The following is a 24,061-nucleotide window of genomic DNA, read 5'->3' as shown; positions in this document are numbered from 1 at the left end:
ATGAAGCCAAAAAAGAGGCAAATGGAATACTTGACAAGAGGCTTAATTGCGGTCAAGACAGAGCAGGGCGTGTTTGTCAGTTGGCGTTTTCTTGGAACGGATCATGAGACGACATCTTTTCACCTATATCGGGATGGAAAGCGGATCACCCGGGAGCCGATCGCTGGCAGCACCAATTTTCTCGATCAAAACGGCATAGAGGAATCTGTTTATCAGGTCGCGGCTGTTAATAAAGGACGGGAAGAAAAGCGTTCCAAAGAAGCTCCGGTCTGGCGGGAAAATGTCCTAGAGGTTCCGCTTAACAAACCGGAAGGCGGTGTGACGCCGGACGGAAAGCCGTACACATACAGCGCCAATGATGCCAGTGTCGGGGATGTGGACGGGGATGGAGAATATGAAATCATCTTGAAGTGGGACCCGTCCAATTCCAAAGACAATGCCCATGACGGATATACCGGGGATGTTCTCATAGATGCCTATAAACTGGACGGCACCTTTTTGTGGCGCATCGACCTCGGCAGAAACATTAGAGCGGGCGCGCATTATACCCAGTTTATGGTCTATGACCTGGACGGTGATGGAAAAGCAGAAATCGCCATGAAAACAGCCGACGGCACAACAGACGGGAAAGGAAACGTCATTGGCGATGAACATGCCGATTTTAGGAACGAACAGGGCAGAATCCTGTCCGGTCCGGAATATTTGACGGTGTTTAAAGGAGAAACCGGTGAAGCGATCACGACCGTGGAATATGAACCGCCCCGCGGCAAGCTGGAAGATTGGGGAGACGGGTACGGCAACCGGATGGACCGTTTTCTCGCCGGAATCGCTTATTTGGACGGGGAGCGGCCGAGCCTCGTGATAGCGCGCGGCTACTATACGAGAGCGGTGCTCGCAGCATACGATTTCAGAAACGGAAGGCTGAAAAAACGCTGGATATTTGACTCCAATCAGCCGGGCCATGAAGCGTACGCAGGGCAGGGGAACCACAGCTTGAGTGTGGCGGACGTCGACGGAGACGGAAAGGATGAAATCATTTACGGCGCCATGGCGGTTGATCATGAAGGCACAGGCCTGTACACAACGGGGCTTGGACACGGAGACGCGATGCATGTAGGGGATCTGGATCCGTCCCGAAAAGGGCTTGAAGTGTTTCAGGTGCATGAGGATGCCTCGAAGCCGTATGGACTGTCGTTGCGTGATGCCGGAACCGGCGAGATTTTGTGGGGCGTTCATGCCGGGACAGATGTCGGCAGAGGCATGGCGGCCCATATTGATCCAAACTACAAAGGATCGCTCGTCTGGGGAATTGATCCGCCGGGCAATGACGGAATGTCATATGGGCTTTTTACGAGCAAAGGAGAAAAAATCAGCGACAAAGCGCCCGCCTCAGCCAATTTTGCCATCTGGTGGGACGGCGACTTGGTCAGGGAACTGCTCGATCATGACTGGGACGGAACAATCGGCAAGCCGAAGATTGAAAAATGGGATGCTGAAAACCGCTGTCTGAAAACAATTTTTCAGCCGGACGGCGTGCTGTCTAACAACGGCACAAAGGGAAATCCTGTTCTTCAAGCCAACCTGTTCGGAGACTGGCGGGAAGAAGTGATATGGAGAACGGAAGACAGCAGCGCGCTCCGCATCTATACAACGACACATCTCACCCGCCATCGTTTTTACACGCTGATGCATGATCCGGTTTACAGGCTCGGCATCGCTTGGCAGAACACCGCCTACAACCAGCCGCCGCACACGGGTTTTTATCTTGGAACGGGAATGAAAAAACCGCCGAAGCCCGCCCTGTACACAGCGGGAAGCAAAACGGAGACGCGGCTATAGGAAGAACGTATCGTATACAAAGCAAAAGCTGGTCGCTTTGAAAGGATGGCGTACGGGCAGGTTCAGGCGTTGCACGCACCGGTTTTCTGACCATAATCGAAATCATATTAAAACGAAAAAAACGAGGGGGAATGAGAAAATGGCAAATCATATCTATCTTGCCGGCGATTCGACGGTTCAAAGGTATGGAGACAGCACCAATCAAGGGGGCTGGGGGCAGTTTCTCGGCTCACATCTGCCGGAGCATATTCAAGTGATCAACAGAGCGATCGGGGGAAGAAGCTCAAAAACATTTGTGGAAGAGGGCAGGCTTCAGGCGATCCTTGATGTGATCGAGCCTGATGACTGGCTTTTTGTGCAGATGGGCCATAATGACGCGTCGAAAAATAAGCCGGAGCGCTACACCGAGCCCTATACCACCTACAAAGAATATTTAAAGCAGTATATCGCCGGCGCAAGGGAAAAAGGCGCCCATCCGCTTCTCATTACCCCTGTGGCCCGCTTTCATTACGAAAACGGCGTGTTTTTGAACGACTTTCCTGATTATTGCATTGCCATGAAGCAGACGGCTGCTGAGGAGAATGTCCAACTCATTGATCTGATGGCCAAAAGCCTCGCTTTCTTTACCGAGAAGGGCGAGGAAAAAGTGTACACCTATTTTATGGTGTCAGAAGGAATTAACGATTACACGCACTTTACAAAAAAAGGCGCAAATGAAATGGCGAAACTTGTGGCAAAAGGCATAAAGGAGCTCGGCCTGCCACTGACAGAATCGATCATCAAAGAAGGGTGAAAAATGTGAGGAGAAAACTGTATCACGGTGCTTGCTATTATCCGGAATTATGGGATGAAGAGACGATCCGGCAGGACATTGACATCATGCGTGAAGTTGGCGTGAATGTTGTGCGGATCGGCGAATTTGCCTGGTCCGTCATGGAACCGGAAGAAGGAAAAATTGACGTCAGTTTTTTCAAAGAGATCATCACCCGGTTGTATGATAACGGAATTGAAACGATCATGTGCACGCCGACGCCTACACCGCCGATTTGGCTGTCGCACGGCCGGCCGGAGCGTATGCATGTAAACGAAAAAAGGGAGGTCATGGGGCACGGCTCCCGTCAGCATGCTTGTACGAACAACCCGTATTTCCGAAAAAAAACCGCCATCATCACCACAAGCATCGCCAAGGAGCTTGGCGAGCTCCCGGGACTGATCAGCTGGCAGCTGGACAATGAGTTTAAATGCCATGTCGCAGAATGTATGTGTGAGACGTGCTTGCGTTTATGGCATGACTGGCTCAGAAACCGTTACGGCGTGATTGAGCGGTTAAACGAAGCGTGGGGAACCGATGTGTGGAGCGAAACGTACCAGACGTTTGAGCAAGTGCCGCAGCCGGGGCCGGCCCCGTTTCTGCATCACGCCTCCTTGCGCACAATGTATCAGCTGTTTTCGATGGAGATGATCGCTTTATTTGCGGATGAACAGGCCAAAATGATCCGCTGCTATTCGGATGCGCCGATCACGCATAACGGCTCTGTCATGTTCAGCGTGGACAATGAGCGGATCTTTCAGAATCTCGATTTTGCCTCTTATGATACGTACGCTTCGCAGGAAAACGCCTCTGCCTTTTTATTGAACTGTGATTTGTGGAGGAATTTGAAACAAGGTCGCCCGTTTTGGATTTTGGAAACGAGTCCGTCGTATGCTGCCTCGCTTGAAAGCTCCGCTTTTCCGCATGCTGACGGATATTTACAGGCCGAAGCCGTATCTTCCTACGCCTTAGGAAGCGAGGGTTTTTGCTATTGGCTGTGGCGCCAGCAGCGTTCAGGCAGCGAGATTTCACACGGTTCGGTTCTGAGTGCTTGGGGTGAACCGACCGTTGGCTACCAAAATGTGCTGGCGGTCGAGCGGGCAAGAAAGGAAATCGAATCAATCATTCTATCGACCGAACCTGTTCAAGCCGAGGCGGCGATGACATACTCCGACAGAGCAAAAGCTTTTATCAAAACAGAGCCTCATCGGGGACTCCAGCACCGTTCGCTTGTGACGCACTTTTATGAACGCATTCTCCACACGGGTATTCACCGTGACCTCATTCCGGAAGGCGCTCCGCTGGACGGCTACCGCCTGCTGTTTACGCCATTTGTGCCGTATCTGTCTTCCGAATTTATCAACAAAGCTTCGGCATTCGCTGAAGCGGGAGGCATCTGGATCGCCGGGCCGCTGACAGGCGGGCGCACAAGTGAGCATACGATTCATACGGATTGCGGGCTTGGAGAACTTGAGAAAACAGCCGGGATCAAAACGCTATATACCTTTCCAATGAACGAGAACGTGAATACAGGAAAAGCGTTTGGCATCACTGCGCCGCTCGGGCTGTGGAGCGCGGTGTTTGATACAGAGAGCGGAAACACGCTTGGCACGGTTGAATCAGGACCGGGAGCAGGCCATGCGTTTCTGACAGAACGGAAACACGGCAAAGGGAAAATCGTCATGCTTGGATCGCTTCCATCCGGTCAAGAAGGGGATGCGATGCTGGAAGCGCTCGTCAGGCATTACGCGGCGGAAGCAGCCATCTCCGTTCGGTCGGATGTGACACCCGGCACGATCGTTGCCCCGCGCAAAGGCGATCACGGCCTTGTGTGGATCATCGTCAATATGGATGGAAAAGGAGGAAGCGTGACATTGCCTGAAGCGGGAACGGATCTGTTGACGAACCGTTCGGCGAAAGCGGGGAGGCTGGCGATCGGACCGCATGAATACCGTGTGATTCAGTTTGACAATCACAGCTGATTCTTTGCATCGAATCAGCTTTTTTCTATGGAGGGAGGGAACTGATGAAAAAGATCAAATGGTTATCAAAACAGCCGAAGGTGACAAGCGGTGTAACATGGGGCGTGCCATGGAAAAAAGGAGAATTGGAAAAAGATGACCCTCTGGCGCTTGTGAATGAAAAGGCGGAAAGCCAATTTGTGCAAAGCGAACCGTCGGCCTATTGGCCGGACGGGAGCATCAAGTGGACGAAGCACGCGGCGGTGTTCGGTGGACAGGAACATCAAAGCTTTACAGTGCAAAAAGGAGAAGGCCCGGAGCCGGACGAAATGCTCAGCATCAATGAGTCAGAGCATGACATCCAAGTGGATACAGGAACGCTCGTCTGTACCATTCATAAAACAGGCTCGGATCTCATTCAATCATTGCAGATCAACGGAAAGCCGATCGCCGCAGGCGGGAGGCTCGTTGCCATAAGAGAAACAAGACGGGAGTCGGCGGCGGAAACGGTTCTTTTTCAGGAAACGTCTGTCAGCCTCATCAAACGTGCGGTGTTTGAGAAGCAAGGCCCTGTCAAAGCGGTGATCAAAATAGAGGGTGTGCATATCCTTCAAAAAACAAATGAGGAATGGCTGCCGTTTGTGGTCAGATTGACGTTTTATGCCGGGCTTTCTGAGATCGGCATCGTGCACACGCAGCTGATCGACAGGAATGGCAAACAAGAATTCATTAAAGGGCTCGGCATCGTGTTTGATCTTTTTCTGGAAGGGGAGCCGTACAACCGCCATTTCCGTTTTGCGGGAGAGAAAGGGATGTACAAAGAACCCGCCCAGCTGTTTGGCACACGTAAATTTAATGAACGGTATCCGCTTTATCAAAAGCAAATCAATGGCAAAACGCTGTTACCAAGTGAAGAGCATAAAGAATGGTTTGCTCACGGCACACAGAACGCGGTTTGGAATGATGTCAAAATCGTTCAGGATTCCAGCGATCATTGCAGCCTGTCAAAACGGACCGGAAAAGACTATGCGTGGGTCGGCATGCTGCATGGCAGCCGGGCGAAGGGGCTCTTCTATGCGGGCGGCGAAAATGGCGGCATGGCTCTCGGCCTGCGGTATTTTTTTGAAAAATATCCGTCATCACTGGAAATTAAAGGTCTCGCCAGCGGCCATCCAAAAATGACCGTCTGGCTTTGGCCCCCGGACGGAGAAGCGATGGATTTACGGCATTATACAGGAAACACCCATGTGGCCAACGCGTATGAAGGCTTTGATGAAATGCGTTCTGACCCGACCGGCATTGCCAACACAAATGAAATCAGCCTGTCGTGTTTTTCGCGCATGCCGTCTGAGGATGCCCTCAATGCGCTCGCTGACAAATGGCAGGCGCCGCCGCTGCTTGTATGCGAGCCGGACGTCTATTACGAGTCAAAAGCGCTAGGGGTTTGGAGTGTCATCGACACCTCCCATCCGCTCAAAAAAGAACTGGAAGAACAGCTCGACGCCGCCTTTCGATTTTACAAAAAGGAAGTCGAGCAGCGCAGGTGGTACGGGTTTTGGCATTATGGCGATGTCATGCATACGTATGATCCGATCCGGCATATGTGGCGCTATGATCTCGGCGGATACGCATGGCAAAACAATGAGCTCGTTCCGACCTTATGGCTGTGGCAGGCGTTTTTCCGCTCAGGCAGTGAGGATATCTACCGCATGGCAGAAGCCATGACCCGCCACACGAGCGAAACGGACAGCTTTCACCTCGGTGAATACGCGGGTCTTGGCTCACGGCATAACGTTGTGCATTGGGGATGCGGCTGCAAGGAAGCGAGGATCAGCATGGCTGGGCTTTATAAATTCTATTATTATCTGACAGGAGATGAGCGGACGGGAGATTTGTTGACAGAAGTGAAGGACGCCGATTACGCCCTCGTCAAAACCGATCCGATGCGCGCTTTTTACGAGAAAGGCAAGCATCCGACCCACGCCAGAACGGGACCTGACTGGGCAGCGTTTTGCTCGAACTGGCTGGCGGAATGGGAGCGAACCGGGAATCCAGATTATCTCAAGAAAATCCAAACGGGCATCAGCTGTCTGAAGCGGCTGCCGCTCCGCTTATTATCCGGCCCGACATTTAAATATGATCCGGCGACCTCGATGCTTCATCATATGGGCGACGGCATAGCGGGCGGATATCATATGATCATTGCCTTCGGCGCGCCGCAAGTGTGGATGGAGCTGGCTGAACTTCTTGATGACCGGGAATGGGAGGAAATGCTGAGTGAATTCGGCGAATTTTACACACTCAGTGATGAAGAAAAACGGAAACAAAGCGGAGGCGCGCTTCATGACGGGCATTTTCACTGGCCGATGTTCGCCGCTGCCATGACAGCCTATGCGGCGAGAAACAAACAGGATCAGAATCTCGCCGCCAAGGCGTGGAATCTTTTGCTTGATGATAAGCTGAGCCATACGCCGCTTCCGATCAAACCAGAGTGCATTGAGACATGGACGCAGCTGGAGGAGCTCCCGTGGGTGACAACCAACACCGTCTCTCAATGGTGTTTAAACGTCATAGCGGCGCTGGAACTGCTTGGAGATTCCCTTCCCGCAAAAAAAGATACATTCGGCAAAAAAGGATAACAGCCGGAATTTCATAGGAGAAATGATGCAAAAAATGAAGATTGCAAGTATTAATGTAAGCGCTTTATATTAAGAAGGGCAAAGGGGAAATGCAAAATGGAAAAAAGGGGGACTTACGCATCATGAAAAATAGAATGCGAAAAAAATGGCTGGCCTTGCCGCTCGCTGCCATGATGATCGCCGGATGCAGCAATTCGGAAACATCCAGTTCAGCAGGCGGTACGAAAGACACGATTAAAATTATGGCACCGCTCTTATCGCCGGAAAGCCCGAGTGAAAAGAGCCCTTCATTAAAAGCGCTCGAAAAATACACAGGCAAAGAGATTAAGGTCACGTGGGTGCCTGATTCATCCTACAACGACAAGTTCAACATCGTCATGGCCTCCGGAGAGATGCCTCATGCGATTGTGATTAAAGATAAGTCAGCCGGCTTTATCAAGTCTGTCAAAGCAGGGGCATTTTGGGAGCTGTCTCCTTATTTAAAAGACTACAAGAATTTAAGTCAGGCAGATGAAAAGATTTTGAAGAACAGCTCGGTGAACGGCGAGGTGTACGGAATCTACCGAACGAGGGACCTGATCAGAGCGTGTATGATCATCAGAACCGACTGGCTTGAAAATGTCGGTTTGGAAATGCCGGAAACGCTTGATGATTTTTATGAAGTGCTGAAAGCCTTTAAGGAAAAAGATCCCGACGGAAACGGCAAGGATGATACGTACGGCATGACCGTGCCGAAATGGATGGGGCTCGGCAACGGAAGCCCGTGGGATGTTCTGCAAATCTGGTTCGGCGCTCCGAACCGCTACGGCGTTGAAAACGGAAAGCTGATTCCTGATTTTGCAACGAAGGAATACATGGATGCGCTCAAGTTTTTTAAAAAGCTTTATGATGATGGTTTAATCAATAAGGACTTTGCGGTCATGGATTCAGCGAAGTGGAATGATCCGGTTGTGAAAGGAAAAGCGGGTGTCATCGTTGATACCGGCTCCAGAGCATCTCAAATTCAAAGCGCGATGGAGGAGGCAGATGAGTCGAACAAGGATGTGATTGATATTGTCGGCTCGCTTGAGGGACCGAATGGCAAGCGCACCTTCCCGACATCCGGCTATTCAGGGATGATCACGATACCAAAATCAAGCGTCAAAACCGAAAAAGAGCTGAAAGAGGTGCTGTCCTTCCTCGATAAAATGAATGATAAGAAAGCGCAGATTCTCACGAACAACGGAGTGGAAGGCCGCAATTATGAGCTCAAGGACGGCGTATTCACCTCGCTTGAAAAAAACAACAAATCCCTTCTTTATGAGCATGAAGGCTTGGCGCAGTTCAGCATGTCGATTCCGAAAAGCGAGTATTACATCGAAGACCAGAAAACAAAGCTCTTCCAGCATCGCAAGGACATTATAACCGAAGGAGAAAAAATAGCCGTCTTTAATCCGGCTGAGTCGCTTGTATCTGATGTCTATACCCAAAAAGGAGCCCAGCTTGACAACATCATTCTCGACGCGAGAACGCAATTTATCATCGGAGAAATTGATGAAAAAGGGTTCGGGGATGCGGTGGAGCTTTGGGAAAAAAGCGGCGGCAATGAACTGATGAAGGACTTGAACAAATTGTATCAATCGACAAAATAAACCGATGCGCCTGCCGTTCGGCGGGAGCGCCGGTATCACGAAAGGAGAACAGATATGGAAACTGTGCCGAAGAAGGAAGATTCACCTGTTCTCACTGCTGGAAAAGGCATCAGCTGGATGGCTGCGTTCAAACGGGACAAATGGCTTTATCTTCTGCTTATTCCCGGCCTGCTTTATTTTTTGATATTCAAATACTTGCCGATGTGGGGTGTACTGATCGCATTTAAAGACTATTCGCCTTATCTCGGCTTCTGGAAAAGCGAATGGGTCGGCTTTGATTATTTCAAAGACTTTTTTATGAATCCGGATTTTTTCCGGCTGCTGCGCAATACTCTTATGCTGGCGAGCCTGGATCTTTTGTTTGCCTTTCCCGCGCCTCTCATTTTGGCCTTGCTTTTGAATGAGGTGAGGAAGGCCGTGTATAAAAGGTGCATCCAAACTTTTATTTACGTGCCTCATTTTGTGTCATGGACAATTGTGGTCAGCATCACCTTTGTTTTCTTTACTGTCGATACAGGTGTGATCAACAAATTTATCATGGGCCTGACAGGTGCGCAGATTTCCTTCTTATCGGATGCGGACTGGTTCCGGCCGATGATTGTGATGCAAAGCATCTGGAAGGAGACGGGCTGGGGTACGATTTTATTTCTGGCCGCGCTGGCGACAGTTGATCAGGAGCAGTATGAAGCCGCCATTATGGACGGAGCGGGCCGGTTCAGGAGAATGTGGCATATTACGCTGCCGGCGATCAGAAGCACCATTATCGTTCTGTTAATTTTAAGAATCGGCAGCTTTTTGAATCTCGGCTTTGAACAGGTATATTTGATGACGAACTCGCTCAACCGGAGCGTGGCTGACATTTTTGACACGTACGTGTACATGATGGGGATTACCCAAGGCGCGTACAGCTACAGCACGGCGGTTGGTTTGTTTAAATCGGTTGTCGGGATTATCTTGATTTTCGGCGCCAATTACATTGCGAAAAAGTTTGATCAGGAAGGATTGTTTTAAAGGAGGGAGAGGTATGACTGACATTCACACGATGCACAACACAAAAGCCGGACGGGTGTTTGACGTCTGCAACTATCTGTTTCTCGGCGGAGTCGGCGCGATTACCATTTTGCCGTTTTTGTATATTATCGCCGGTTCCTTTGCGACAGAAGCGGAACTCGCCCAGCGCAGCTTCTTTATTTTCCCGAAAACCTTTACACTTGATGCTTACAAGTATGTGTTTTCGACACCGACGTTCATCCGAAGCATGGGCGTCTCCATCTTCATCACCGTGGTCGGGACGGCTGTGCAGCTGTTTTTCACCTTTACGATGGCGTATCCGCTGGCGAAGCGGCATGTGAAGGGGCGGAATCTGCTGTTGAACCTGGTGATCTTTTCTATGCTCTTTTCCGGCGGCATGATTCCGACGTACCTTGTTGTGAAATCACTTGGCCTTTTGGATACGTATTGGGCATTGATTCTGCCGATGGCGATTAATCCGTTCAACCTTATTATTATTAAAAACTTCTTTCAGCAGCTGCCGCGCGAGCTGGAGGAATCGGCAAAAATGGACGGCTGTTCAGAAATCGGCGTTTTTTGGCGGATCGCCCTGCCGCTGTCAAAGCCGGTTATTGCGACTTTTGCGCTGTTTTATGCGGTCGGGATTTGGAATGATTTCTTCCACGCCCTCTTATATATCAATGACAGTGCAAAATGGCCGCTGCAAATGGTGCTTCGCCAAGTCACAATCTTATCGGATTTAACGGCGACCAATGGCGATACGATGCAAAATACCGTCCCGCCGGAGCAGGGGATTAAACTCGCCGTCATTGTCATTGCGACACTTCCGATTTTGGCGGTCTACCCATTCTTACAAAAACACTTTGCAAAAGGAATGCTGATTGGTTCGGTGAAAGGTTGAGAAAGGGAGTGTTTCCTATCAGTACGTTAGATCAAATTAAAATCGCCTATATCGGCGGGGGATCCCAAGGCTGGGCCAGAAGCCTGATGAGTGATCTGTCGATTGATGAACGGATGTCAGGCACGGTGGCGCTTTATGACCTTGATTTTGAAGCGGCTCAGAAAAATGAAGTGATCGGCAATCACAGTGGAGACGGCAGATGGAGGTACGAAGCGGTTTCCACTTTGAAAAAGGCGTTATCGGGCGCGGATATCGTCATGATTTCGATTTTGCCGGGTTCACTGAATGATATGGAAATCGATGTCCACTTGCCTGAGCGCTGCGACATTTATCAGTCTGTCGGAGATACTGTCGGGCCGGGCGGGATTATCAGAGGCTTGCGGGCTGTTCCGATGTTTGCGGAAATTGCCCGGGCAATAAGAGACTACGCGCCAGAATCATGGGTCATAAATTATACAAACCCAATGTCTGTCTGTACAAGAGTGCTGTATAAAGTGTTTCCCGGCATCAAAGCGATTGGCTGCTGTCACGAGGTATTTGGCACGCAAAAGCTGCTGGCGGAAATGGTCAAAGAAAGGCTCGGAGTAGAGGTGCTGCGGCGTGAAGATATCCGCGTCAATGTCCTGGGCATTAACCATTTCACATGGATCACGGAAGCTTCTTACCGCCATATTGACCTGCTGCCTATATTTCATGAATTCAGCGCACATTATGGAGAATCAGGATATGAGCTGGAGGGGGAAAGCTGGAGGGATAGCGTCTTTCGGTCGGCGCACCGTGTGGCGTTTGATTTATTTGAAACGTATGGCGCCATCCCTGCTGCGGGTGATAGGCATCTGGCGGAATTTCTTCCCGGCCCTTACCTCAAACAGCCTGAGTCATGGAAATTTCATCTCACACCTATATCATTCAGAAAACAAGACAGAGAGGAGAAACGAAAAGAAACAGAACGATTGATCGCGCAAAAACGGGGCGTTAACGGGAAGGCCTCGGGAGAAGAAGGGGTGAACATCGTAGCGGCTCTTCTCGGATTGGGTGAACTTGTCACGAATGTAAATGCGCCGAACCAAGGCCAAGTTTCCAATCTGCCTTTACAAGCGATTGTCGAAACGAACGCCTTGATTACCCGCAACAGCGTCCAGCCGATTTTCTCTGGAGCGCTGCCAAAGGGTGTGAAAATGATTGCGACGAGGCACGTATCCAATCAGGAGGCGGTGGCGGAAGCCGGTTTAACAAGGAATCGCGCGCTTGCTTTCCAGGCCTTTCTCAATGACCCGCTTGTCACGATTGACCGCAGTGATGCAGAACAGCTTTTTGATAACATGCTGGAAAAGCACCAAATAATGTGAAAAACGTCAGCCAGCGAATGGGTTGATTTTTTTATCGAAATCAGCAGTTCCGGTTTAGAAAGATGGCACTTGACTATAATGGTAGTAGCTTTTAAGAAGTAGGTGCTATCAACAGTGGGAGATTATTTAGATGTAGCAATAGAATTAGTTTGCGGTCTCGGTATTTTATTTGTCATCTTGAAGTTTCTTGGGAAAACCCAATTCTCTCAACTCACCCCGTTTGACTTTATTTCCGCTTTAATTTTAGGGGAACTGGTCGGAAATGCCGTCTATGATCATGAAATCAAAATTAAAGAAATTATTTTTGCTTCACTCCTATGGGGCTTTCTTATCTATTTAATTGAATTGATTACACAAAAACTAAAAGGAACCAGAAAGTTTCTGGAAGGCGAACCGAATATTGTGATTCATAAAGGAAAAGTGAAATACAAGATGCTGAAGAAAAACAAGCTCGATATTAACCAGCTGCAAAGCCTTCTGAGGCAGGAAGGCTGTTTTTCGATTCAGGAAGTGGAATATGCGATTCTGGAAACAAACGGAATGATCAGTGTACTCCCGAAAGCCGATTTCGGTAAACCGACCAGAAAAGATATGAACCTTCCGATAAAGGAAGTGTCTTTGCCGATTACGTTAATTCTTGATGGGGAGATTGTGTATGATAACCTGGCGGAAGCAGGCGTGGATGAACAATGGCTGAAGCAATCGCTGCAAAAGCAAGGAGTTGAAAAGGCTGAGGACGTCCTATACGCGGAGTGGCAAGCCGACCAGCCGCTTTATGTCACCACATATAGAGAAGGCAGTTCGTCATGACCGTAAAAAAGAGCTTGCAGCTCGTGCAAGCTTTTTTCATTATTCATGAGTCCCTTGTTTAACAGCTCTTACATGATACATGCTCACTTCAGTGCTGATCAGATAATCAGGCTTTGGTTTGCCCTTGTTCGCTTTATGGCCGGCGATATGCGCATCGCTTTTTTCCCATTGCTTCCAGTGATCCTCAGATTCCCAGCGAATCATGACAACAACTTCCTCATCACCGCGGCGGACGTTTTTCTCAAGCACTGTTACATCAATTATACCTTCTTGTTTTTCAATGATTCCTTCAGCACTGAAACGTTCGATTACTTTGTCTGCATGGCCTTCTTTTACCGTCATTTTTCTCAACTGAACAAACATCTGTCTCTCTCCAATCATTCTCATATATGAATGATTGTAAATGAAATTCATTCTCAATGTCAAAGAAAGAGCACGGCCGAATAGAACCCCCGCCGCATCGCTATTCTTTCAAGCCAGTTTGCATCGGGTGGTCCGCCGCCATATCGAAGCCAACCTTCTCCGCCAAAATTTGCTTCGCCTTTTGCGGTCTTCAACATATACAGTTGTTTGATCATAGGGAAACCTCTCATTTGTAAGATCGTTATACGATACCTGTTACCAGATGAACAACATAAAAAATCAGCCGGCAAAACAGGCTGATTTTTCGATTAATACGAGCAGCTTACAACATCTATTAAATTTGTATCTAAGGCGAAATAAATCCAGCGCCGCCGGTAAGAATCCCAATAAAAGCCGCCGACGGATCTTCTGCCAAGGATAATCGGGTAGAACCAGAATGAGCTGCCGTTGGTTAACCAAACATAGGTAAACCGGAAGAGGCATGGCTGAATGGCAACGGGCTCAACTAAATAAGTGCCTACTTGAGCGCTCTGCGGCTTTTTCGGTTTCGCCGGCTTTTTTGAAGGGGGGGGACCCTGCGGCGCGGCGCCGATACCAGGCACAGCACCACCGCCAATGCCAGGAACGGAGCCGCCGCCGATACCAGGCACAGCACCGCCGCCAATGCCGGGAACGGAGCCACCGCCGATACCAGGCACAGCACCGCCGCCAATGCCGGGAACGGAGCCCCCGCCAATGCCAGACCATGGATAACCATCTGGATAACGGTATTCATATTCAAAAACAGGCCAAGGTTCATAAAAATGCCCGGCAAACATATAAGGATCAGTATAATACATGTGATAACGTCCTTTCTCATTGTAAACTGTACATTTGCAGTTTATGCATGCGGACTTAGATTGGTGCATTCGCCTATGGATAAAATTGGAATGCGCTCCGGGAGTAGAATCATATCATTTTTCCCTAGTCCCATTCACAATTCCGATTTATACTTTTATAATAAAAGAGCTTCTACTATGAAAAAGGAGACAGACCGTGAATATCGATCAATTATTATATCAATATATCATAGACAACACTGCGGATATTACTGAGAAATGGTTCAGTTTACGATGTCAGCTGAAAGGTGAGCTATATTCCGCCGACAATTTAAGTGAAGAAATGAAAAAGCAGTTAACCGAGCAGCATACGTTTACCAATATCACAATCGCAAGCGCGTTTTTGGAGGATCAAACCGAGTTTCAAAAAAATCTGGCAAAATGGGCGCTAACCGTTGCGAAAAACAGGGTAGAGCAAGATGTTCAGGTGCATGAGGTTGTAGAAGCCATCTCAAACTCCAGAGTCTCATTCTGGGGCGCAGTCGTTTCGTTTATAAAAGAGAATCCGGATATCGTCACAAATCAGGATGCCGACCGATGGAACCGGATTGTGAATCAGTCGTTCGATAAGCTGATTATTGAGTTTTCCGAGCAGTATCAAAAATTTATGCTGCTGAGGCTCACGTCTCAGCAGGAACTGATTTCTGAGCTGGGCTGCCCGGTGATTTCCATTGCTGATGGAATCGGGATATTGCCGCTTATCGGCTCGATTGATACAAAACGGGCACAGGTCATTTTAGAAACAGTGCCGGTCAGCTGTATCGAGAGAAAAATCACAAGCCTTGTCGTTGATCTTTCGGGTGTTCCGATTGTGGATACCATGGTGGCGCAGCAGCTGTACAACTTGTCAAAAACACTTTTCTTACTAGGCGTAAAAGCTGTATTTTCAGGGATTCGCCCGGATGTGGCCCAGACATCGATTCAATTGGGGCTTGATTTCAGTGAATACGAAACGTACGGCACGCTGAAGCAGGCATTAGAAAACATGGGCGTCCGCTGTATTGTGGAGCAATTAGAAGAAAACAAATAGGAAGTTGTTCAGGCATATGATTGTCCGCCAACGGATGATCATATGCCTTTTGGCTTTCAAAATCAACCATTGATCCGAAAGGAGTGCAAAAAATCATCAGCCCGATGGAGGCGCTCGATTTTGGCAATGTTACAGCATAATTCTCTAAATTCGAATCAAAAGCACTGTTTTTCGCTGAAAAGGAAAGAAGGAAGTCTTGGCGTAAAGGCGTTTGGTTTCTTTAAATTTTCCTTAAAACACATACATATTTCATCCAATTTTTATATAATAGACCTTTAAGATCATATTTTGGGAGGATTTTTGACATGCAAGCTACGGTTCACGAGAGTAAGCAATCGATCATGCAGCGTATTTTGACAGTCTTTGTTTTCACATTATTAATCGCGACTGTCGGTCTTTTTATCGGCCAATTTGTTCCTGCCGCTTTGATGCTGCCGCTTTCTATTCTTGAAGTGGGAATGATTATTCTGGCCTTCTGGATGCGCAGAAAAAAAGCGGTTGGGTATGCGTTTGTATATACATTCGCGTTTGTTTCCGGCATTACCTTATTTCCGATCGTCAGCCACTACGCTTCCATCGCCGGCGCCTATGTCGTGCTTGAAGCCTTTGGTTCTACATTTGTCATTTTTGCTGTTCTGGGCACAATCGGCGCGAAAATGAAGAAGGATTTATCCTTCCTGTCGTCATTTCTGCTGGTTGCCGTGCTCGCACTTGTAGCGGTCGGCATTTTCAACATTTTCAGTCCGTTAAACTCAGCGGCGATGATGGCGTATTCCGTGATCGGAACCATCGTCTTTTCCCTTTACATTTTGTATGATTTGAACCAAATCAAACACCGCCATATTACGGAAGACTTAATTCCGGTTATGGCATTATCGCTGTACCTTGACTTTATCAATCTATTCATCAACCTGCTTCGCTTCTTCGGCATTTTGAGCAGCGATGATTAATCAGAGAGCGCCTGTCATTGATTGGCGCTTTTTCCATACATCAAAAAGGCAGGTGAAGTGATGATGAAAAAACAACTAGGCGCTTATGTCTCCTTGGCAGCAGCCATGGCAATCGTCGGCAGCTCTGTCGTCGTCGGCAAGCTGATGGTCGAGCGCATTCCGGTCTTTCTATCCTCGGGGCTGCGTTTTTTGCTGGCTGATATCGTATTGCTGACGCTGCTGTTTTGCATTGAAAAAGGGTTTCCGGCTTTGACGAAAAAAGATGTGCTTGTATTGCTGGTGCAATCATTCACAGGCGTGTTTTTGTTCAGTATTTTCCTGCTGTATGGGGTTCAATATACGACTGGAACGGAAAGCGGCATTTTGACAAGCACAACACCGATGGTAATCGGTATTTTATCCTTTTTCCTCCTGAGAGAAAAAATAGAGAAAAAGACGTTGATCGGCATTTTTCTGGCTGTTTGCGGCGTAATGGCGATTAATCTGTTTGGGACAGGGAGCCAAGACGGGACGCCGCACGCCTTATTTGGCAACATGCTGATCATTGCTGCAGTCATAGGCGAAGCGTTGTTTACATTGATGGCCAAGCTGCTGTCTCCGCATATTTCGGCATTGGCGATTTCAACCTTCGTATCGCTCTTCGGCTTCCTGTTTTTTCTCCCGTTTGCTTTGGTTGAGGCCTCTTCATTTGATTTCAGCGTTCCGTCAGTTTTGGAGTGGTCGTATGTGCTGTATTACGCGCTTTTTGTCACCGTTTTGGCGTTTTACTTATGGTATAGCGGAGTGACGAAGGTGACGGCGGGGGTATCGGGCATTTTCACATCCGTTCTTCCAGTCTCCGCTGTCATTTTGTCAGGTGTGATATTGAAGGAGCCGTTTGAGCTAGTGCATCTGATCGGCATTGTATGTGTCATCAGCGGCATATTTGTTACGGTCATAAAGAAAAAACAGCCGGATACGTATCCGGCTTCAAAAGAAAAGACGCTGTAGCCTGTCCGGTCGGACGGGTTTTTTAGTCTTTAAACACGCTCAGCTTTTCAAACAGATCACCCAGCATCTTCATGAACATGTCTTTTTCCTCGTCGCTGTAGTTTTCCATGACAGCGGAAATCTTGCTGAAATGGCCGGGCAGAAATTGCTCCAGCCGTTCTTTGCCTTCCTTTGTCAGCTCGATACTCATTTTTCGTTTATCCTCGGTGTGATGCCTGCGGCGGACAAATCCGTCCCTGGCCAGTCCGTCAAGCAAGCCGGTAATCGTAGCTTTCGTGACGTTTGATTGCTTGGCGAGCTCCGTCGGGCTTAACGTGTGGTCCTTTGCGTCGAACAAAAGCATCAGGATTTTAAATTTTCCTTCAGACAGCCCGCTGCCCGCGAAGTAATGCTCCATCACATGATTCATTTTTTTGGAGATGTCAAAAAGAGATAAAAACAATTCAAGAGAACCGGCGTCTATATGGGCATACGTCTCGGCATGTTCTGTTATATGCTTATATTTCGGTAAATGTTTTAATTCCATCACAATAAGCTCCCGTACATTCGTTGTGACACGATTATATAGGAGGAAAAATCATAACGCAACTTGGCTTGGAGATGATTGACAGATTTTCTTGGGGCATAGTAAGGTAATATGGTTAGGTGCCTAACTACATATATAGAGCTGAAAAGGTGGTTATTCATATGAAACATATTTTGATAGCGGGAGGCGGAATTGGCGGATTGTCAGCGGCAATTTCCCTCGGGAAAGCAGGTTTTTCCGTCACCTTATGTGAAGCGGCTGCAGAAAACCGCAAGACCGGCGCAGGGATTCTCCAGCCGCAAAACGCACTGGCGGTGTTAAAGGAGCTGGGCGTATTTGAAGAGTGCTGCGAGCATGGATTTCAAACAGCATGGTTTAAAACATTCGATAAGCAGGGGGATCTATTATTCAAAGTCAGTGAGTCTTTCTTAGATGATAAGCTTCCGGGCCGCAATAATATTCTGAGAAAAACGTTAAATGACATTCTCATCAAGCATGCCGAAGCTTCGGGTGCAAGGATCTTGTGGGGGAAAAAGATTGTGGCTTATGAAGAAACGCCTGAAGCGGTTACCGCTGTATTTGATGATGGAGAAAAGATGCAGGCCGACATTCTGGCGGGCTTTGACGGCATTCATTCCATTGTACGGGATGCCATGCTGCAAAAAGAAATAGAAAAAGAGTTTCTCGGCATGGGGGCGTGCCGCTTTTATATCGAACTTCCCGATGACACATTTGAGGACGCGACATTGATGTACAGAAGCGGAGAGACACAAATCGGCGTTGTGCCTTTGGGGGAACATGCCGGCTATATTTTCGTCCTCCAGCCTTGCGCGAGCGATTATTGGGATGAGGAAGACACCCGGTTTGATAGAGTCAAAGAGATTCTCTCTGGCTTTCCGGGGCTGGATTTTGTCACGAAGCATATGTCAAAAGAGCATCCTGTTATGTTTAACAAGCTGGAGCAGGTCGCAGTACAGGACCCGTGGTACAAAGGCCGCGTCGTCATCGGAGGAGACGCCGCCCACGCCGGAGCGCCGACCTTGGCGCAAGGAGCGGCAATGGCCATCGAGGATGCGATCGTCCTCGCCGAAGAACTCAAAAACAACGCCGACCACGAAACCGCATTTCAGGCGTACTACGAAAGAAGAGCTCCCAGAGCGCTCAAAGTCCAGAACCTATCCTCAGAAATCGTCCGCCGCGGGCTGAAAGGAGAGCCGGGAGCGGAAGAGCTGATGGGGGAGTGCTATGCGGTGTTGAGGGAAGGGTATTAGAATTGTCATACGTTTGCCACTTATAGATGAACACAGTATTTATTTATACATTAGTAGTGCTGTGGAATTATAATCTTAGGAAGGGGAAATTTGTATGCCGTGTAATACTTATTATGCAGATTATGTGCTAAAAATTTGTACAGATGCCGATTCTTATTCAGAGAGGGCAACATCTATTGATTGTGTAGCATCATATGGTGGAGGTTCAATTGCGACATTTGACTACTCAATGAGAGTAGAAGTGTGGAATGGTCATGATTGGGTTGTAAATGAAGTGAAAAAGGGTTACTTTAGTCACTCAACGCCGGCAAAGGTGTTTAAGTTGAAAAATCAGAAGTCATTAAAAAAGGGGAAAAATAGTGCCAGAGTAAGACTTATAGCCACTGATAGAGCCTCTGGAGCAAAATTTAACATTAAAACCCCAGCTTTTATAGTCAAACGATAAAGTATAACGCTGCCTGCATTTTTAATGCTGGCAGCGTTATACTAAAATATTCAGTATTTCTAACTTTTAAAGTATTAAACAAATATTATTAACGGCCTTTTTTAATAGATCTTTGATAGAAAATGTTTTCTTTAAATAATTTGATAGATTTATATCATTGCTGTTCTGTGTTCCTCCGTATCCGCTCAATCACCTCATGCAGCCCCTCAGGCTTATAAAACTCCACCGGGGAACTGCCCTTCTCAAACGAAATCGTCTCGGCTTCAATCAGCGCGACATAGCGCCCGTTCACTTTTGCGAGATGAATCGACTCGCCAAAATCCGCTAGCAATCCCTTAATCTCGGTATCTCCGACTTTCATTTTCAGCTGGGCTTCCGGTGTGTGCTCGATGATTTGGGCGGAGGCTTCGATGACCTGATGGGTGTCGAGGCGCTCTTGGATTTCGCGTTTTTCGCTTGCTTCCCAAATTTCGATGTCTTGTTCAAATTGCTTCAGCTCTTCGCTGTTGTCTTCAAAAGTCTCGTAGACGTGCTCCTGCACCATGTTCATGACCTGGTTTTTCATAATTTCCGGCATTGATTCGCCGTACTCGACGAATTTGAGAAAGTCCTCGAAATAGCGGGCGTGCGAGGATTGGTGGATTTTCAGCTCGCCTTCCTCGATCATTCCTTCCTCCGGCATGTACGGGTATTGGATGCTTTTCATGTTTTTTGTCGTAATCGCCATTTCGACTTTTTTAATGAGAGAAGACGCGTCTGAAATGCGAGCGACTTTCGGCTCGAAATCACATTTCATAATAAAGACAAACGACTCGTCGAAGTATTTTCTCGGAACGGCCGAAGCCACAAGGAACACGCCGCCGCGGACCGCGCTCGTGTCGAGGTACGTGCGGACGAACTGCTCGCTCAGCTCGTTAAAGTCTTCTTTTGTTTCCGCCAGGCGCGCCCGGTTGAACATGTTGTAGTTCGGGTTGGAATCAAGCTCGTGGCCGGGTTCGACGATAAAATGGCCGATTTTCGTCGGCACCTGCTCAGACTGCGGATGGCGGTCGGCTTTCCGTTTGACGATTTTTTTCAGCTCTCCGTCTAGAAAGTCCTTCAGCTCGCTTTCTTCAAATTCACCCGTATCAAGGGTCTGGAAGTGCTTGAACTGCTTGTTCGCCTGCTCATCCTTGCCTTCCACCTGTATGACATAAAAGGATAAAAATCGAATTTCAAAATCCATAAATGAACTCACCTTATTCGCGTATTGTACAGCTTCTCAAGTATAGAAAAAACGATGTTCATACGTCAATCAGAGGAATGGAATAATCATCACCATGAAAGGGAAATGTAGTCAAATAGAAGGCATTTCATACGGAAAGGAATGGTTCGATGAAGGAAACAAGTCCGATTCCTCAGCCGAAGACGTTTGGGCCGCTTGGCAACCTGCCTTTAATTGATAAAGACAAACCGACGATTTCGCTGATCAAACTGGCGGAAGAGCAGGGCCCAATTTTTCAAATGCACACACCTGCGGGCACGACCATTGTGGTGTCCGGTCATGAATTGGTGAAGGAGGTTTGTGATGAAGAGCGATTTGATAAAAGCATTGAAGGCGCCTTGGAGAAGGTTCGCGCGTTTTCGGGTGACGGATTGTTTACAAGCTGGACGCATGAGCCTAACTGGAGAAAAGCGCACAACATTCTGATGCCGACGTTCAGCCAGCGGGCCATGAAGGATTATCATGAAAAAATGGTCGATATCGCTGTTCAGCTCATCCAAAAGTGGGCCAGGCTCAATCCGAATGAAGCAGTCGATGTCCCCGCTGATATGACGCGGCTGACGCTGGACACGATTGGGCTGTGCGGATTTAACTATCGCTTTAACAGCTACTACAGAGAAACGCCCCATCCGTTTATCAACAGCATGACGCGCGCGCTTGATGAAGCGATGCACCAGATGCAGCGGCTTGATTTTCAAGATAAGCTCATGGTGAGGACAAAGCGACAATTTCATCATGATATTCAAACGATGTTTTCGTTAGTCGACAGCATTATTGCGGAGCGCAAGGCGGATGGGGATCAGGATGAAAAAGATTTGCTCGCCCGCATGCTGAAGGTGGAAGATCCTGAGACCGGAGAAAAGCTTGACGATGAAAATATCCGTTTTCAGATCATTACGTTTTTAATTGCAGGGCACGAAACAACGAGCGGCCTGCTATCCTTTGCGATCTACTTTTTATTGAATCATCCCGACAAACTGAAAAAGGCGTATGAAGAGGTCGACCGGGTGCTGACAGATGCAGCGCCGACCTACAAACAAGTGCTTGAGCTGAAATACATCCGGATGATATTAAATGAATCCTTGCGTTTATGGCCGACAGCCCCGGCTTTCAGCCTTTATCCAAAGGAAGACACAGTCATTGGCGGAAAGTACCCGATTACGACGAAAGACAGAATTTCTGTGCTGATTCCGCAGCTTCACCGAGATCGAGACGCTTGGGGAGAGGATGCCGAGGAATTCCGTCCAGAACGGTTCGAACAGCAGGACCAAGTGCCCCATCATGCGTACAAACCGTTCGGAAATGGACAGCGGGCCTGTATCGGCATGCAGTTTGCCCTTCATGAAGCCACACTTGTGCTGGGCATGATATTAAAATATTTCACGTTGATTGATCATGAGAATTATGAGCTTGATATCAAGCAAACCTTGACACTCAAGCCGGGCGATTTTCGTATCGGGGTTCAAACACGGAACCAGGAAGCCATTCATGCCGACGTCCCGGCAGCTGACAAGGCGGCGTCTGATGAGCAAAAAGAGAAAGCGGAAGCAAAGGGCGCATCGGTCATCGGCCTAAATAACCGGCCGCTTCTCGTTCTGTATGGCTCTGATACCGGCACCGCGGAAGGCGTCGCCCGGGAGCTTGCCGATACAGCCAGTCTTCACGGCGTAAGAACTGAAGTGGCGCCTCTGAATGACCAGATTGGAAAGCTCCCGAAAGATGGAGCGGTAGTCATTGTGACCTCTTCCTATAACGGAAAACCGCCAAACAATGCGAGGCAGTTTGTGCAGTGGCTTCAAGAAATCAAACCGGGTGAGCTTGAGGGCGTCCGTTACGCGGTATTTGGCTGCGGTGATCATAACTGGGCGAGCACGTATCAGGACGTGCCGAGATTCATTGATGAGCAGCTTGCGGAGAAAGGCGCGACTCGGTTTTCTGCGCGCGGAGAGGGTGATGTAAGCGGTGATTTTGAAGGGCAGCTTGACGAGTGGAAAAAAAGCATGTGGGCGGACGCCATCAAAGCATTCGGACTGGAGCTTAATGAAAACGCCGATAAGGAACGAAGCACGCTGAGCCTCCAGTTTGTCAGAGAGCTTGGAGAGTCCCCGCTGGCCCGATCGTACGAAGCGGTTCACGCATCCATCGCCGAAAATCGTGAACTCCAGTCCGCGGACAGCGATCGCAGCACTCGCCATATCGAAATCGCATTGCCGCCGGAGGTTGAATATCGTGAGGGGGATCATCTTGGCGTATTGCCGAGGAACAGCCAAACCAATGTCAGCCGGATTCTTTACCGCTTCGGTCTGAAGGGAACCGACCAAGTGACACTGTCGGCAAGCGGGCGCAGTGCGGGGCATTTGCCTTTAGGCCGACCTGTCAGCCTGCAAGACCTTCTTAGCTACAGCGTCGAGGTGCAGGAAGCCGCCACTAGGGCGCAAATCCGGGAGCTGGCGGCGTTTACTGTCTGTCCGCCTCATAAACGCGAATTGGAAGAACTGGCGGCAGAGGGTGTCTACCAGGAACACATATTGAAAAAACGGATTTCCATGCTAGATCTGCTTGAACAATATGAAGCGTGCGACATGCCGTTTGAACGATTTTTAGAGCTTTTACGGCCATTAAAACCAAGATATTACTCGATTTCAAGCTCGCCAAGGGTGAATCCGGAGCAAGCATCCATTACAGTCGGTGTTGTGCGCGGTCCTGCATGGAGCGGCCTTGGCGAGTACAGGGGCGTGGCTTCAAATGACTTAGCTGAGCGCCATACGGGTGATGATGTCGTGATGTTTATCCGCACACCGGAATCCCGGTTTCAGCTTCCGGAAGACCCGGAAACCCCGATCATTATGGTCGGTCCGGGCACAGGGGTAGCGCCATTCCGCGGTTTTCTCCAAGCGCGCGCAGCTTTAAAGCGAGAGGGAAAAACGCTCGGCGAAGCTCATCTCTATTTTGGATGCAGGAACGATCGTGATTTTATTTACCGGGATGAGCTTGAGCAGTTTGAAAAAGACGGAATCGCCACTGTCCACACAGCCTTTTCCAGAAAAGAAGGCATGCCGAAAACGTATGTTCAGCATCTCATGGCTGATCATGCAGAAACATTAATTTCAATTCTTGATCGCGGAGGCAGGCTCTACGTATGCGGCGACGGCAGCAAAATGGCCCCAGATGTGGAGGCCGCACTGCAAATAGCGTATCAGGCTGTTCATGGCACCGGCGAACAAGAAGCGCAAAACTGGCTGAAACATCTGCAGGATACAGGCGCGTATGCTAAAGATGTCTGGTCAGGGATATAGATCATGAAGACTGGAGACATCCAGTCTTTTTTCGCCCTTGTAAAAAAATTGTGATCGCGCATACAATCACCACAGCCCGTCTGAAGGGCGGGCTGT

The 24,061-nt window shown here is 48.6% G+C and carries 18 protein-coding genes and 2 pseudogenes; 15 read left to right on the top strand and 5 right to left on the bottom strand.

Going from position 1 to position 24,061, the window contains the following annotated elements; genetic code table 11:
• From V6D41_RS15000 to V6D41_RS14960, 9 genes are all read left to right on the top strand, one after another.
• Complete coding sequence (locus V6D41_RS15000; protein ID WP_333518742.1) at positions 1-1,839, top strand: rhamnogalacturonan lyase; 1,839 nt, start codon at positions 1-3, stop codon at positions 1,837-1,839.
• Between the two features lie 139 nt (positions 1,840-1,978).
• A complete protein-coding gene (locus V6D41_RS14995) occupies positions 1,979-2,632 on the top strand; it encodes a rhamnogalacturonan acetylesterase (protein WP_333518741.1) in 654 nt (217 codons plus the stop codon).
• A 5-nt stretch (positions 2,633-2,637) separates the two neighbouring features.
• Entirely contained in the window at positions 2,638-4,632 is a 1,995-nt protein-coding gene (locus V6D41_RS14990; protein WP_333518740.1) for a beta-galactosidase, read from the top strand.
• Positions 4,633-4,676: 44 nt separating this feature from the next.
• Positions 4,677-7,250 (top strand): exo-rhamnogalacturonan lyase family protein, encoded by a 2,574-nt coding sequence (locus V6D41_RS14985; RefSeq protein WP_333518739.1) that lies wholly within the window; start codon positions 4,677-4,679, stop codon positions 7,248-7,250.
• Positions 7,251-7,372: 122 nt separating this feature from the next.
• A complete protein-coding gene (locus V6D41_RS14980; RefSeq protein WP_333518738.1) occupies positions 7,373-8,881 on the top strand; it encodes an extracellular solute-binding protein in 1,509 nt (502 codons plus the stop codon).
• A gap of 54 nt (positions 8,882-8,935) precedes the next feature.
• The gene (locus V6D41_RS14975) at positions 8,936-9,892 is read left to right on the top strand and encodes an ABC transporter permease (RefSeq protein ID WP_333518737.1); all 957 of its coding nucleotides are present in this window, start codon (positions 8,936-8,938) and stop codon (positions 9,890-9,892) included.
• 13 nt (positions 9,893-9,905) lie between these two features.
• Positions 9,906-10,793 (top strand): carbohydrate ABC transporter permease, encoded by an 888-nt coding sequence (locus V6D41_RS14970; RefSeq protein ID WP_333518736.1) that lies wholly within the window; start codon positions 9,906-9,908, stop codon positions 10,791-10,793.
• Between the two features lie 8 nt (positions 10,794-10,801).
• Entirely contained in the window at positions 10,802-12,142 is a 1,341-nt protein-coding gene (lplD, locus tag V6D41_RS14965; RefSeq protein WP_333518735.1) for an alpha-galacturonidase LplD, read from the top strand.
• Positions 12,143-12,256: 114 nt separating this feature from the next.
• Positions 12,257-12,952, top strand: coding sequence for a DUF421 domain-containing protein (locus V6D41_RS14960; protein ID WP_333518734.1), 696 nt, complete (start codon positions 12,257-12,259; stop codon positions 12,950-12,952).
• A 39-nt stretch (positions 12,953-12,991) separates the two neighbouring features.
• On the opposite strand, the gene hmoA is transcribed toward V6D41_RS14960, so the two are convergent.
• From hmoA to V6D41_RS14945, 3 genes and pseudogenes are all read right to left on the bottom strand, one after another.
• Complete coding sequence (hmoA, locus tag V6D41_RS14955) at positions 12,992-13,315, bottom strand: heme-degrading oxygenase HmoA (protein ID WP_148963560.1); 324 nt, start codon at positions 13,313-13,315, stop codon at positions 12,992-12,994.
• Positions 13,316-13,436: 121 nt separating this feature from the next.
• Positions 13,437-13,516, bottom strand: a pseudogene (locus tag V6D41_RS14950) (VOC family protein); the annotation flags it as partial.
• Between the two features lie 107 nt (positions 13,517-13,623).
• Positions 13,624-14,154, bottom strand: coding sequence for a hypothetical protein (locus V6D41_RS14945; RefSeq protein ID WP_333518733.1), 531 nt, complete (start codon positions 14,152-14,154; stop codon positions 13,624-13,626).
• Positions 14,155-14,350: 196 nt separating this feature from the next.
• Between V6D41_RS14945 and V6D41_RS14940 the strand changes: the two genes are divergently transcribed.
• From V6D41_RS14940 to V6D41_RS14930, 3 genes and pseudogenes are all read left to right on the top strand, one after another.
• Entirely contained in the window at positions 14,351-15,223 is an 873-nt protein-coding gene (locus V6D41_RS14940) for an STAS domain-containing protein (protein ID WP_333518732.1), read from the top strand.
• Between the two features lie 305 nt (positions 15,224-15,528).
• Complete coding sequence (locus V6D41_RS14935) at positions 15,529-16,173, top strand: Bax inhibitor-1/YccA family protein (protein WP_087992502.1); 645 nt, start codon at positions 15,529-15,531, stop codon at positions 16,171-16,173.
• Positions 16,173-17,163 (top strand): annotated as a pseudogene (locus V6D41_RS14930) (DMT family transporter). Before V6D41_RS14935 ends, V6D41_RS14930 begins: the two are co-directional and overlap by 1 nt.
• A gap of 22 nt (positions 17,164-17,185) precedes the next feature.
• On the opposite strand, the gene yetL reads toward V6D41_RS14930, so the two are convergent.
• Positions 17,186-17,689 carry a transcriptional regulator YetL gene (gene yetL, locus V6D41_RS14925; RefSeq protein ID WP_333518731.1) on the bottom strand — a complete coding sequence of 168 codons (504 nt, stop codon included), beginning with the start codon at positions 17,687-17,689 and terminating at the stop codon, positions 17,186-17,188.
• A gap of 161 nt (positions 17,690-17,850) precedes the next feature.
• Here yetL and V6D41_RS14920 point away from each other — a divergent pair, with 161 nt between their 5' ends.
• Together V6D41_RS14920 and V6D41_RS14915 are read left to right on the top strand one after the other, a co-directional pair.
• Positions 17,851-18,960: an FAD-dependent oxidoreductase gene (locus tag V6D41_RS14920; RefSeq protein ID WP_333518730.1), complete on the top strand. Its 1,110-nt coding sequence runs from the start codon at positions 17,851-17,853 to the stop codon at positions 18,958-18,960.
• A gap of 94 nt (positions 18,961-19,054) precedes the next feature.
• Complete coding sequence (locus tag V6D41_RS14915; RefSeq protein ID WP_148963566.1) at positions 19,055-19,405, top strand: hypothetical protein; 351 nt, start codon at positions 19,055-19,057, stop codon at positions 19,403-19,405.
• Positions 19,406-19,559: 154 nt separating this feature from the next.
• On the opposite strand, the gene V6D41_RS14910 is transcribed toward V6D41_RS14915, so the two are convergent.
• On the bottom strand, positions 19,560-20,630 hold the full coding sequence (locus V6D41_RS14910) for a DUF3900 domain-containing protein (RefSeq protein WP_333518729.1): 1,071 nt from the start codon (positions 20,628-20,630) through the stop codon (positions 19,560-19,562).
• Between the two features lie 149 nt (positions 20,631-20,779).
• Here V6D41_RS14910 and cypD point away from each other — a divergent pair, with 149 nt between their 5' ends.
• Positions 20,780-23,965, top strand: a complete 3,186-nt coding sequence (gene cypD / locus V6D41_RS14905) for a bifunctional P-450/NADPH--P450 reductase (protein WP_333518728.1) — start codon at positions 20,780-20,782, stop codon at positions 23,963-23,965.
• Positions 23,966-24,061 lie beyond the last annotated feature (96 nt).

The sequence above is a fragment of the Bacillus sp. 0102A genome (genome assembly GCF_036765155.1).
Classification (GTDB): Bacteria; Bacillota; Bacilli; order Bacillales; family Bacillaceae; genus Bacillus; species Bacillus subtilis_G.
This window is presented reverse-complemented; position numbering and strand designations above follow the sequence as displayed.

Bases quoted from the DNA above. Each gene is read 5' to 3' on its own strand.
- V6D41_RS15000 (WP_333518742.1), top strand. From the start codon at position 1: ATGAAGCCAAAAAAGAGGCAAATGGAATACTTGACAAGAGGCTTAATT.
- V6D41_RS14995 (WP_333518741.1), top strand. From the start codon at position 1,979: ATGGCAAATCATATCTATCTTGCCGGCGATTCGACGGTTCAAAGGTAT.
- V6D41_RS14985 (WP_333518739.1), top strand. From the start codon at position 4,677: ATGAAAAAGATCAAATGGTTATCAAAACAGCCGAAGGTGACAAGCGGT.
- V6D41_RS14980 (WP_333518738.1), top strand. From the start codon at position 7,373: ATGAAAAATAGAATGCGAAAAAAATGGCTGGCCTTGCCGCTCGCTGCC.
- V6D41_RS14975 (WP_333518737.1), top strand. From the start codon at position 8,936: ATGGAAACTGTGCCGAAGAAGGAAGATTCACCTGTTCTCACTGCTGGA.
- V6D41_RS14970 (WP_333518736.1), top strand. From the start codon at position 9,906: ATGACTGACATTCACACGATGCACAACACAAAAGCCGGACGGGTGTTT.
- hmoA (WP_148963560.1), bottom strand. From the start codon at position 13,315: ATGTTTGTTCAGTTGAGAAAAATGACGGTAAAAGAAGGCCATGCAGAC.
- V6D41_RS14945 (WP_333518733.1), bottom strand. From the start codon at position 14,154: ATGTATTATACTGATCCTTATATGTTTGCCGGGCATTTTTATGAACCT.
- V6D41_RS14935 (WP_087992502.1), top strand. From the start codon at position 15,529: ATGCAAGCTACGGTTCACGAGAGTAAGCAATCGATCATGCAGCGTATT.
- yetL (WP_333518731.1), bottom strand. From the start codon at position 17,689: ATGGAATTAAAACATTTACCGAAATATAAGCATATAACAGAACATGCC.
- V6D41_RS14920 (WP_333518730.1), top strand. From the start codon at position 17,851: ATGAAACATATTTTGATAGCGGGAGGCGGAATTGGCGGATTGTCAGCG.
- V6D41_RS14915 (WP_148963566.1), top strand. From the start codon at position 19,055: ATGCCGTGTAATACTTATTATGCAGATTATGTGCTAAAAATTTGTACA.
- V6D41_RS14910 (WP_333518729.1), bottom strand. From the start codon at position 20,630: ATGGATTTTGAAATTCGATTTTTATCCTTTTATGTCATACAGGTGGAA.
- cypD (WP_333518728.1), top strand. From the start codon at position 20,780: ATGAAGGAAACAAGTCCGATTCCTCAGCCGAAGACGTTTGGGCCGCTT.